The sequence below is a fragment of the Chitinophaga sp. ARDCPP14 genome (genome assembly GCF_051362515.1).
Taxonomy (GTDB): Bacteria; Bacteroidota; Bacteroidia; order Chitinophagales; family Chitinophagaceae; genus Chitinophaga.
On sequence record NZ_JBKIXB010000009.1, the window covers coordinates 30,667 to 43,496 of the forward strand.

The 12,830-nt window shown below is 44.2% G+C and carries 5 protein-coding genes; 3 read left to right on the forward strand and 2 right to left on the reverse strand.

The features are described from left to right. Positions 1-28 precede the first annotated feature (28 nt). Positions 29-8,599, forward strand: coding sequence for an RHS repeat domain-containing protein (locus ACLHR0_RS22900; protein ID WP_436489806.1), 8,571 nt, complete (start codon positions 29-31; stop codon positions 8,597-8,599). 57 nt (positions 8,600-8,656) lie between these two features. Here the strand turns inward: ACLHR0_RS22900 and ACLHR0_RS22905 are convergent, their stop codons facing one another. Beyond that, the gene (locus ACLHR0_RS22905; RefSeq protein ID WP_436489807.1) at positions 8,657-9,202 is read right to left on the reverse strand and encodes a hypothetical protein; all 546 of its coding nucleotides are present in this window, start codon (positions 9,200-9,202) and stop codon (positions 8,657-8,659) included. Between the two features lie 6 nt (positions 9,203-9,208). Further along, positions 9,209-9,574: a helix-turn-helix domain-containing protein gene (locus ACLHR0_RS22910; protein WP_436489809.1), complete on the reverse strand. Its 366-nt coding sequence runs from the start codon at positions 9,572-9,574 to the stop codon at positions 9,209-9,211. Between the two features lie 188 nt (positions 9,575-9,762). Between ACLHR0_RS22910 and ACLHR0_RS22915 the strand changes: the two genes are divergently transcribed. Continuing rightward, positions 9,763-10,023 (forward strand): SymE family type I addiction module toxin, encoded by a 261-nt coding sequence (locus ACLHR0_RS22915; protein ID WP_436489811.1) that lies wholly within the window; start codon positions 9,763-9,765, stop codon positions 10,021-10,023. After that, positions 10,020-12,689, forward strand: coding sequence for a CHC2 zinc finger domain-containing protein (locus ACLHR0_RS22920; RefSeq protein ID WP_436489813.1), 2,670 nt, complete (start codon positions 10,020-10,022; stop codon positions 12,687-12,689). Before ACLHR0_RS22915 ends, ACLHR0_RS22920 begins: the two co-directional genes overlap by 4 nt. Positions 12,690-12,830: the final 141 nt, after the last annotated feature.

Below are 12,830 nucleotides of genomic sequence, written 5' to 3' on the forward strand. Positions count from 1 at the left end.
ACCTATTCACCATTAATGCCCTTTACCTATGGGTTATAGAAAATTAAATATTCTCTGTTACAGTGTATGCTGTGTACTGTTGCTGTTGCTGGGAACAATTCATGTTGCCAGCGCGCAGGTAGAGTCCTACCAGAAACGGCTGCAGGGAAAGATAAAAAAAGGAGATACCCTTGTTATTAAGGATGAAAAATTCCGGAATGATGCCTTTGACTGGAAATCGATCAATAACAAGCTTGTAAATAATGTTGTTACTTTCGGATTGTACCGGGATTCTACCTACCGGATCGATAAGCCTTTCAAGTGTGAGCTTGATCTGAAAATAGAGTACTGGAGTCAGCCCGACCAGGACGACCCGATTACCATTGAGCATGCGCGGTTGAATATTGATTATGATACTGTGTGGTTGGCGCCCTACCAGGGAGAAAACATTTATTCCTTTACCAACGGCTATAAGGTAAAATTAACGGTCAATGATATCACGAGTAAAGAGCTGGGTACCGATCTGCCGGCAATTTTTTCGTTAAAGGGAGACGTGATAGTGGACCGGCAGTATACCTCCAACAAGGAAGAGGAATTGTCGATGACCGCATTTTTTAAATCCGGGGAAACGGCCACGGCTCCAAAGAAACAGGCGAAAGCAGCCATGGCGCCTATGGGCGCTACACCGAATACGCCGCCTTTAACGGGTATTATAAACGTTAACTGGAATGAGATTATACCCGGGCAGGAATATGACCTGGAGTGGACCTATATCGATGATGAATCCACCAATGGGCAGTTCATCACTGCAAACCGTTCTTCGATAACGGATGCGCAACTGGAAGCAATGTTCCGGAATAATTCCACCCGTATCACCACCGATCAGCATAACTACGATATCACGCTTTTGCATAGCAGCAAATACCTGTTGCTCCGTATCCGTTATGTGATCTATGTAAATGGTTTTCGGGAAGAACATCCCTGGGTTTACCAGGCAAAGCTGGCAAGTGGGGAAGTAGCCAGGGTACTGGATCTAAGCTGGCATCAACCTGGGTTTAACTGGCAATTCAGCGCCAGTTATGCGGAAGGGGGTAAGAAAAAAGAAGTAGTCGCTTATTTTGATGGGATTTTAAAGAACCGGCAAACGGTTACCATCAACAATACAGATAAGAATGTAGTATTGCAGGAGAATGTGTACGACGAGTATGGAAGGGTAGCGGCCAATATTTTGCCTGCTCCTATTAACGCAACTGCTTTAACGTACTATGGGAGGCAAAATCTGAACGCCCTCAACAAAGTATATTCCTACAAGGATATTTACAACAACAGCACAGGTGTCTGTGTCGTAAAGCCAGCGCCATTGGGAACGACGGGGGGCGCCGGTATGTACTATTCATCCGCCAATCCTTTTAAAGCGACGGACGCATCGATGAACTATGTTCCTGATGCCAGCGGATATCCTTTTGCCATTACTGCCTATACCAATGATAATACCGGTCGTGTGCGGGTAAAGGGTGGAGTGGGAGATGTAATGCAGCCTAACCAGGACGAAGCATTGAATCATTCCACCAGGTACTTCTATGGAAAACCTGTGCAATGGGAACTGGACCGGCTTTTCGGTTCAAGCGCGGGAAAGGCTTCCCACTTTTTGAAGAATATGACCATTGACCCCAATGGACAGATCAGCATCAGCTATCTGAATTCTTCCGGTAAGCCGGTGGCCACTGCTTTAAGTGGGGGATCGCCCGATAATGTATTGCCCCTGGCTTCAAAAGGGGTTTCAGAACTGGTGGATGTGCCTGTGCTGGAACCGGAATCGTTTGTGTTTGATCCACAGGAACTGAAACTGAAGGGCGCCGCTACCTATCTCTGCGCGGTGCCGGATCATAATGCCAGCATCAGGTACCGGATAGATAAACTGATCAAGAAGTATAAAGAGAATGCGGTAGAGATTTGCAGTAATTGTTACTATGAACTGAAGATTGATGTGTATGATGATTGTAATAACAAGGTAGATGCGAATATAACACCGGTTAAGATTGGAAGTCTTGCTCCCAACTGTGCCGACGAGGGCAGTGTAGAAAACAGCTTTGTGGTAGACCTGGGAAAGGCTGGCGAGTACAGCATCCGCTTTGAATTGTCGCTGAACCCTGATGTCATTGCTGCCTATACTGATGACTTTATCAAGCGTAACACCAATTTACAGCCAGAGTTCTATTTTATTATCAACCAGTTGAGAACAACTGATTTCACCGGCTGCGTGAGTGATTGTCATACCTGTGAAGTAGCGCTGGGTACAAAAGCGGAATTTCAACAAAGGGTCTGGCAGCGGATTGCCGACAATCAGGTGAATGCTACCTTGTACACCAATGACATAAATAACTGGAGCGGCCCTTTGTATGACACATTGAAGATGAGGTGCACCAGTGCCTTGTTGAATTGCATACCTGATCCGTGTAAGGAGTTAAGAGAAACCCTGAAGCAGGATGTAAGTCCGGGTGGGCAATATGCGCAGTTCGACAGTTATGGCCGGCCGCTGGAACTGGCGGTGAATATATTATCCATTTATTTCAGAACAGTATTTCCGGTCGAAGCTATCGGTGGTTCACGTTATGAATCAACCAGGATAGTAAACGTTGATGGGGTAAGTATATCGCCCTGTGATGCCAGCTTTACACTGGAGGACCTGGTGAAGAACTGGAGACCGGAGTGGGCAGATCTGTTTTTGCCATATCATTGGGAATATTGTGCGCTGCAAAGCTGTGAGAGCCTGTCTGCCGTGAAGCGTTGGGATGAAAAGATCACTTCCCTGTGTTTAAAAGCATCCGACCTTCCTAAATATGTGGGAAGTAATTATGACCGTACTAATCCGACCTGGTTGCTGAATGCCGATCCTTTTATGACAAACACGGCGGCGCAGCCCTATATTAATAGTTTTATTAACGATCTTAACAACTATTCCAGGAACCGGACGCCTTACAAAAGCAGCACTTTCAATAACAAGAATATCTGGCAGTATGTTGATTATCTGCTTTATTGTGCCGACAGCACAGGGAACACCAATGCTACTGCAGATGTGACTTTTGTATCCCGGTGGAATAACTGTGTGCCACAAACGCAGTGCCGGGTACCTGACAGGGAATGGCTGGCTTATGCGGAGTATTATTTCCAGTTGAAGGAGATCTATTATCAGCGTATCCGCGATGCGAGTTGCGGTGATATCTGTAAAATAGGTCGTCCGTTGCCGATGCTGGGAGAAAGTTGTGCCACCGTGTCCGACTTTTCTTTTGCAGAAGATTCATTGGGCAATTGCAGTGCTGGAACAAAGCGGGTGCGGGTTAATTTTGAAGGAAACCGTTTTGCTACGGAAACGCGGGTGGCTGTTACATATTCCACAGGGACAACCAATACATCAGAGATATTAATATTTGGTGCAGGAGATCGATATAAGACGATATGCATTCCACAATATCTTCCTTTGAGTGTGTTAAAAGTAGATTCTGTTTATTGCAGGAACAGTGGGGCTGTGTCTTTCCCTCCGAAAGGGCCCGTTACGCTGCCATGCAGGACCGATTATACGGTGGAGGTGGATCAAATAATACATAGTACATTAGGTTATAAGATAACATTTTTGTCTCCGCTATCAACTGATGTTGAGTATATATTTACTCTGAAAATTGGGACAAATCCAAACAATATAGTTACTGTTAAGATGAACCCACCTGATCCGGTTTATATTGGGTCAGTCTATATTGGTACTGATAGTCCAACGCCGGCAGAACAGCAAATTACGGTACTTTCTTATACCTGTAACGACCCCACCGGCGGCTGTTCTCCTTTATTCAGGAATAAAACCTCCCGTATGGAGAGAATTGACTATGATCAGACTTTCTCCATGAATCCGGATTCTTTAAGAAACGATGGTTTTGCACAGATAGCGAACCTGGTGGCAGATAATTGTGCCAATAATGCAGATGTATGGATGTCGCAATTAGAGGAAGGACTGAGTGGCTATACTTCTATAAAAAGAGATGCGCTTCGTCAGAAATTGATTGAAGTGTGCAAACTGGGTGGGGATACTGCTCACTTAAACGGTGCGAGTGCGGCAGTGCCTACTGCTACTGCGGAGGGTTATCGTTCCTTCAAGGATGTGATGTTGGGTGTATTGGGCACAGGTAGTATTACAATGAAGAATAATCCCTGGATTCTTTCCGGGCCATATCCATTTAATGTGAAGGCACAAACAGCAGAAGCGGTTATCGGCAACACGAACCCGGCTATCTGCGCCCGTTTGAGTGCGTTGCAGGCAACCTATAACAGCAATGCTGCGGGACGCACATTCTTAAAATACCTTACAGATACGTATGGCAGTGCGATGAATCTCAAACAGGAGGAGTTGGATCAGCTGATAAAAAGTTGTGGTAACTGCCGGTATCTGCTGGCCAGCCAGCTTACACTGCCGGTATTCCTGGAAGTAAATACAAAAGGATGTATTACACCTGCTGAGTTCACTGCCGGAATGACGGCTCTTAACCAGGAGCCATGGTCAGGTGGACTGGATAACACGAAGGATAACTATGAAACCATTGTAGCCACTTATCTGAACCATCGCTGGGGCTTTTCGCTCGGGTATTTGGATTATGATGACTACAGGCAGAAGGTAACGGCGGGTACTTCGGCGTTGCTCTGTAATGAGCCGGTGTTCAGGTCAGTAACCCCTGATCCTGCTGAATGTTTGATGGGAATGATAGATGGAGCAATTGCGGGTGGTCGTCGTCGTTATGTAGTATATATTGATTCTGTACGACAGGATTTCCGTAGACAATACGTTACCGTATGTGCCGGTACAAGGGCTACTGCCAACCTGAAAACGCAGCAGCAGCTTTATCATTTCACGCTTTATTATTATGATCAGGCGGGTAACCTGGTGAGGACCGTACCACCGGAAGGGGTGGATGTACTGAGTACAGCGAGACTGAACACCACTACCACGGAAGTTCCTGCTGACTTTACCTGTAATTACAATGGCGACAATGTCAATACAAGTCTGCCATTAACATTAACGGAGCTGACTAACACTCTGAATATTCAAACCGGCGTAGCAGTAGAAATGTGGATTAAAGGCCGGCCAACGGGAGCTACCCAGGTGTTGACACCTACCTCCAATAATAATTACTTCTTTACTACCTGCATTAGCAGTACCTATTGCTATATCTCGATTTATAAGATGAATCCGGAGACTAATGCTATCAGTATTGTAAACAGTAGTCATATAGCGGTGCCCATTACGGCTTTTAGCGGTGGCAACTGGCTACACCTGGTAGTACAGGGACCTAATTTGATGGATGGGGTACTGAGTACCTATGTAAATGGTCAATTACTGAATAATGATACGAAAGCACCACTGGCACCTTGCGCCTGGGAGATTGTGGTTGGTACAGGCGGAGTATCTATCACCAATGATCTCAGTGATCTGAAGCACTTAAGAACATATAACCGTCAGCTTACCGCCGATGAAATATGGATCAACTCCCAGGAGCCTTGTATGGCACAGATGGCGGGCCTGGACGCTAAGCGTTTCTGGGGTCGTTTTAATGTACCGGCTAACGGTGCGCCGGGAACGGTAGGTGGTCCGAATTCCAATATTGAAGTACGGCCTATGCCGGTGCAGCCTCAACACAGGCTTGCTACCGATTATGCCTATACTTCTTTAAACCAGGTATCGAAACAGAAGACACCGGATGCCGGTGTCAGCGGTTTCTGGTACGATTACCTGGGAAGACTGATTGCCTCACGAAATGCAAAACAGTGGGCCCGAAATAACAATTATAACTATTCAGTATATGATGAACTTGGCCGTATTACAGAGAATGGCGAAGTTTTTAGTAACGCCAGTATTTTTGAACCTGGTTTTATTATAAACTATGGGGATCTATTGGAGAGTCCCGTTTCAAATCCTGAGCGCATTTATACTTTCTACGACAGCCCCATGCTGCCCTCCAGCCTGGGTACACAGGATAACCTTAAAAATAGGGTCTCAGCTCAGTACCGGTACGTTGCCGCCTCTACAGGAGGAACTACGACTGATAATTTTGTTTACAGCTATGATTTGCTTGGGAATGTGAAAACGTTCTGGCATGGGAATGGGTTGTACGACTACAAACAGACAGATTACAATTATGACCTGATCAGTGGAAAAGTGAATGCAGTTCGTTATCAGCCCGGAAAAGATGATCAGTTCTATTATGCCTATACATATGATGCGGAAAACAGGTTAGTAGAGGCAAAATCCGGTATCAATAGCGTATCTGTCGACAAGTGGGAGATTAGTGGTGCGGTTACAGATGCCTACTATCGCTACTATAAACATGGCCCACTCAGCCGCATGGAGTATCTTCGTAATGCCGTACAGGGTATCGATTACGCCTATACGTTGCAAGGATGGTTGAAAGGTGTTAACGGCAACTACCTCTCGCCAGCATCCGATATGGGAAGGGATGGTGACCCTTCGGGAACGAGACTGCATTTTGCCAAAGACGTGGCCTCGTATACCCTGGATTACTTCCAGGGTGACTATACCCCTATTGGCAAGCCTCCCACTGTTACGAATCCGTTCGCATTGAAATGGGAGAGTAAGACCGCTGATATTGCAGGTCAGGATTTGTATAATGGTAACATCGCCCGTTCAGAACTCGCCCTGAAAGGCATTAACGGGGGAAATCCAATAGGCTATAGCTACCGCTACGACCAGTTGAACCGGTTACGAACCATGCGTCAGCATACACTAGCGGGAGGGGCCACCACCTGGGAAATGGGTACTACTCCTCCAACACCCTATGCAGAAGATATTACTTATGATGCCAGTGGTAACATTCTCACGTATAACCGTAATAATATGAGCGGTGCGCCGATGGACCGGCTCACTTATAACTATCCGCGGAATGGTGGTGGGCAGCTTACCCGCAACCGGTTGAGATATGTGAGGGATGGGATCACATCGCCACTTTATCCAGGTGTCGATATTGGAAATCAGGCTCCAGCTGTAGAAACAGCAAGTGAGATTGGGAATGTAGCGGGTGACGCCTACCAGTATGACGAAATTGGTAACCTGATAAAGGATGGAAACGACGTATCTGAAATAGAATGGAATATTATTGGAAAAATCAAGAGTTTTAAGAAAGGAACGCTTAAAACAGAGTATTTTTACGATCCGGCAGGTAACAGGTCCAGGAAAGTGGTGGAAACGTCTGCGCAAAACTTTACCACCACCGTCTATGAACGGGATGTAACCGGTAATGTGTTGGCTACTTACGAATACAAAACAGGGTCAGCAGATATTACATGGAAAGAGCAGTATCTTTATGGTAGCAGCCGTCTGGGTGTGTGGAAGCCTAATATGAAATTGGGCTCTACCGCAACAAAGGATGCCCTATGGACTGCATTTAATAACCGGGAATACGAGATTACGAATCACCTGGGAAATGTGCTGACCACGATTACGGATAACAAGACACCAACCGGTAGCGTGTATGATGTGACGCTTAGCAGTGCCGTGGATTATTCGCCGTTTGGAATGCAGCTGGTTGGAAGGAAGATGAATGGAGGTGGTTATAGGTATGGGTTTAACGGGAAGGAGAATGATAATGATGTGAAGGGAGAAGGGAATCAGATAGACTACGGCATGCGTGTTTACGACCCACGGATAGGGAAGTTCCTTTCTACAGATCCTCTATCGAAACAATATCCACACTATACCCCATATCAGTTCGCAGGAAATACGCCTATTCAGGCAATAGATCTGGATGGTGCAGAGGAATATCATTTTACACGAATAAAAGACAAGGATGGTAATACATCGCTTCGTTATTTGGGTAAGACTGATATTAAAGAGCGCGTTTTTGTTGGATATAGATTTGTTCATGGTTCATTTTATGATACGCCTACACCAGTTTATGAAACCCGTGTTAATCAGCGTGAGGCATTTACTATACATGACACATACAGGGAACCTGTAGATAGACATGGGGGGCTTGATCCAAATCAATCGCAGGAGTGGAGGGATTTTGATGTAAGGACAACATATAGATCATTAGAAGATCTTTCTGCAGGGAAGAATGGTTCGAAATCAGCTGCAGATATCCTTGGGATGAGATTAACCCAGTTTAGTGCAGCAATAGGTCCTGAGAATGCGGCTATGCCGGCTTTAGGAGCGGGTAATTCTCCTCAATTTATAAAAGAAATAGAATCATCAGCGATTAGATTCTCACAAACGTCAGTTAATGGAGTGGAAGAGATTGTTGCGAGTATGAAAGTTAAAGGATGGAAGGGAGCTCCTATTGATGTAGTACAGATGAGTGATGGTTTATTGACTTCTGTTGATAATACAAGAGTATTAGCAGCGCAATTATCAGGGACTAGAGTAAAAGCGGTAGTTCATGCTTATGATGAATTAATTCCTGCTTCTCAAGCGGGGAGATTTGTTCTCAAGAAGACGGGAGATGTACCTAAGACCTGGGGACAAGCTGTAGAATACAGAGTTCAGAATCAAAGTGCAACATTTAGGACTAATACTCCTAATGGTAGCCATGTACAACCTAAAGCTAAACCAAGCACCAATTAATAATAATAGGTTCTATAAGATCCTGTTCATACAATTCTTTATTGTATGAACAGGATCTTATTTATCCGGAATCATAAACCCAAATGTATCCATTAAATATTCTTCAGAAGATTTATAGTTCGAGAGTCGAATAATAATTTCTTCATCCCAATCAATTAATGCCAGTTTGTAAGTTGTGCCTAATATATTTAGTGCAGATAATATTTTTTGACAGTTTTGAGTTTGAGCAAATAGTTGGGATAGACATAGCCATATATTGGTTACAAATTCTGCCTCAAAGGAAACAAAAATACCTAGCCTCTCAAATCCAAAAGCAACAGTGTTTTCTTTAGTTTGGATGTTATTGTTGTATCCTGTAGTTACTTTACTAAAGTAATTAATGGCAATAGGAGATAGTAAATCATAGAATTGATTAAAGGAGATTTTTAAATCGCCTAATTTAATCAGATGTTCATCTCTGACAATGGCATTAGGAAAACCATATTTATTTTCATCCTTAGAGGGTAGGTTCTCTATGTCAATGATTGCCTTGAAATAATTTTGCTCTGGAACAAGCTCTATCTGTTTGTAATAATCTTCATGAAAGAATACTGTATCAGGCATTGTATGTTATTTGTTTATGTAAGTTTGTTTAGTTTTGACATCTCTGATAAAGGCAGCGATAACCCTAAGCAATGCAGCTTTATCATCCCCTGGTAAAGTCTCAATCTCTTTAAAATACCTGATTACTTCCGCATCATGCAAAGCTGCATTAGCTTTATCTCCGGTACTTCCAAATAATAAATAATCTACAGAGGTATCGAGCGCCTCAGCAATCTTCTTTACTACTTCAGCAGGAGGCTGCGCACCTTTAGTCTCGTAGCGTCCAATCTGGGCGTATGAAATATCTACTTTATCAGCTAGTTCCGTCTGCGACCAGCCTTTAGCTTTACGTAGTTCAAGTATACGTATGCCGAGATTATTTTTTTGAGACATAATTGCCTGTTTAGGTTAACAAAAATAGCTGATCTGTAGCAGTTTTGGTGTGTTTTTGATACTAATAGGGGTTAGTGTGCGAAAAATAAGTTTGTTTGTGTGCTACATAAACGTTTATTTTGCTGCATAAATGTAGCAATAAAATATTTTTCCACATACATCTATTGAGTTAACTAAAAATGCTTTTTATGTTGGTCAGTAATAACAGGCAAATTAAACTACAACCCAAACACCGGGATCAATCAGGCAATCATACAGTAGTGCCGTGGCTTAATATCAGTGGTGTGTGGCTGGAGGAGTTGGGTTTTAAAGTGGGAGATATGGTAAAGATTACCACCCGTGACAGGTTGCTGATTATAGAACCACTGGAAGGAACAGAGCAGGTAGCGCATGAATATAAATCTGCCTTACACGAAATGAAGCAGACGCTGAAAAAGCTGGCGCAATGAATATAGCGGAGATTAAGCAGCAGCTTACGTTGTCGTCTGTCTTGCAGCACTATGGCTTAAAGCCAGATAAGCATCTGCGGTTACATTGTCCGTTCCATGATGATAAAACGCCTAGCCTGCAGGTGTACTATAAAACGCATACCTGTTATTGTTTTAGTTCTAACTGTAAAACACATGGCAAGGCATTAGACGTGATCGATTTTGTTATGCATAAGGAAAGCTGCAGCAAGCATGAAGCTATCCAGAAGTGCAAACAATTAATCGGTGGCCCCGTATATCAAACTTACGTTCCCTCACCGCCCGGTATATCTATACTGGGCAATATGTTTATCTATTTTAGGAATGCGGTATATCACAGCAAGCCAGCGCAGGAGTATATACGAAGCCGCGGACTGGATGCTACTGTTTTAGAGATCGGTTATAATACGGCGCAGTTCCATCATGGTAACCGTAAAGATGCAAGCTTTATCGGGCCTTGTGTAGAAGTGGGGTTGTTGTCGCCGTGGGGAACCAATACCCGTGAAGGTGGACAGGCATATAAACCTTTTGCCAAGTATTGTATTGTGTTTGCGTTGCGTGACAGCAGTAACCAGGTGAGTGGACTTTACTTCCGCAGTACTATTAACGATGAAGAACAGAAACACTTTTATTTAAAAGATCGTCGGGGTCTTTATCCGGGTTATCCTAAACCGGACACGCAGCGTTTAATCCTTACCGAAGCTATTATAGATGCAGCCACATTATTACAGCAATCCGCTATAGCAAAGAATTATAGCGTATTGTCCTGCTACGGAACGAATGGTTTTACGAAGGAGCATCAGGAGGCTATCAAATCTTTACCAGCTTTACAGGAGATTATTTTTGCCTTTGACGGTGACGAGGCAGGTAGTAAAGCCGTAGCTAAATATGCTGCGCAGCTGCGGGAGCAGCTGCCGCATATTATTATTACTACGCTTATCCTTCCTGTTGGCGAGGATATAAACAGTATGGCGCTATCCCATGAACCGGATATTTTTGTTCACCTGCTTAGTGAGCGGAAGGAATTTTTTCTTTCATCTGAAAAAATAACACCAGAATCCGCTACGGTGGCTACAGAAAAGGGGGCATCACCTGGTGGTCTGGATACTACGAATCCTTATAAACTCTGCTATAGCACGGACCATACCTTTTATTATGTGCAGGGTGGTATCAGTAAGCAGCTGGATAGTATGAAAGTGACGTTGGTAGTAGAGCGGAAGGATAACAGCCAGAAAAGCCGTAACAAGCTGGATCTGTACGAAGATAAGCAGCTGGATAAAGTGAGCAGGGAGGTAAGCGAAAAACTGTTACTTGATAAACCCTTACTGGAAGTGGATTTATACCGGTTAACGGATCTGCTGGACGAGTACCGAGAAAAAGATCTTGTAAAACCGGGCGGGGATAATGGATCTGTTATGGGCGTGTACCCGCTTACGTTACAGGAGCGCACAGCAGCAGAAACCTTTTTAAAGGAAGGTGATCTGATAACCAGATTAAATGATCTGTTAGGGCAGGCAGGTATAGTAGGAGAGGAAACGAATCGTTTATTTTTACTGCTTATTGCCATCAGCTATAAGATGCCTGAAACCTTACACGCGCTGATACAAGGTAGTAGCGGCAGCGGAAAGACCCGACTGTTAAAACAAATATCTGATTGCATCCCGCAGGAGAAAGTAACGAAGCTCACCCGCGTGAGTGATAAAGTACTGTATAATTACCCGGAACATTATTTTGTAAACCGGTTGTTATGCCTGGAGGATATAGATGGGTTAAGCGAAGAAGCGGAGTTTGCATTTAGGGAGCTACAGAGCAACGGAGAGCTGAACAGCGCCACCAGTATCAAGCTGGATAACGGACAAATCACCAGCGGCCAGAAAACAGTAAAGGGGCCTATTGCTTCCCTTGCCTGTACTACGCGGGGAGAAATCTATGAGGACAATATGAGCCGTGTGTTCCTGCTGGCAGTGGATGAAAGCGGAGAGCAAACCAGCCGTATTATTAACTATCAGAATAGTAAAGCATCTGGTCAGATCGACAGTAAGCAGGAACAGGACACCAAACACTTTATACAAAACCTTGTACGGTGCTTACAGTCAAGACCGGTAGTTAACCCCTATGCCAGTAAGCTACAGTTACCATCGGACGCACATAAGATCCGGCGTTTAAATGATCTGTTTTTAAACTTTGTAAAAATGGTTACACTGGTACATCAGTACCAAAGAAAAAAGGATAGTAAAGGCCGTTTAATCACAGAAATATCCGATCTTGAAACGGCGGTAGATATTATGTTCGATAGTATTGTGCTGAAGGTGGACGAGCTGGATGGAAGCCTGCGACAGTTTTTTGAACAGCTGAAATGCTGGCTGCGAAAGGAATACAGAGAAAACTATAAAACGGCTACCTTTAGTCTGCGGGAAGTTCGTCAGGGGCTGCGTTGTAGTAAAATGCAGGTGTTCCGTTGTTTTAATGATCTTAGCCGCTTAGAGTATGTTCGTCAGCAGGGCGGCCATGCTAACCGTGGATTTACTTATCAGGTAATCTATTGGGATAATTACGAAGCCTTACGGGCAAGGGTGAAGCAGCACCTGCAAGCGCAAATCGATCTGCTTAAAAATGTTACACCAGCTGCCTCTATGTTACACCAGTGAAACACCAGCGAAACGCCAGAATCCTCTGCCATAGCCAAAATGTGCGCTGGCGTAACGCGTAACAAAAAAGTGTTCAAGCCCTACTTTAGAAAAACGGCATACTTATACCAGAATCGCCATACCGTTAACCCTTCCTTTTAT

Excerpts from the sequence above, each read along its gene's own strand:
- ACLHR0_RS22900 (WP_436489806.1), top strand. The coding sequence starts at position 29 with ATGGGTTATAGAAAATTAAATATTCTCTGTTACAGTGTATGCTGTGTA.
- ACLHR0_RS22910 (WP_436489809.1), bottom strand. The coding sequence starts at position 9,574 with ATGTCTCAAAAAAATAATCTCGGCATACGTATACTTGAACTACGTAAA.
- ACLHR0_RS22915 (WP_436489811.1), top strand. The coding sequence starts at position 9,763 with ATGTTGGTCAGTAATAACAGGCAAATTAAACTACAACCCAAACACCGG.
- ACLHR0_RS22905 (WP_436489807.1), bottom strand. The coding sequence starts at position 9,202 with ATGCCTGATACAGTATTCTTTCATGAAGATTATTACAAACAGATAGAG.
- ACLHR0_RS22920 (WP_436489813.1), top strand. The coding sequence starts at position 10,020 with ATGAATATAGCGGAGATTAAGCAGCAGCTTACGTTGTCGTCTGTCTTG.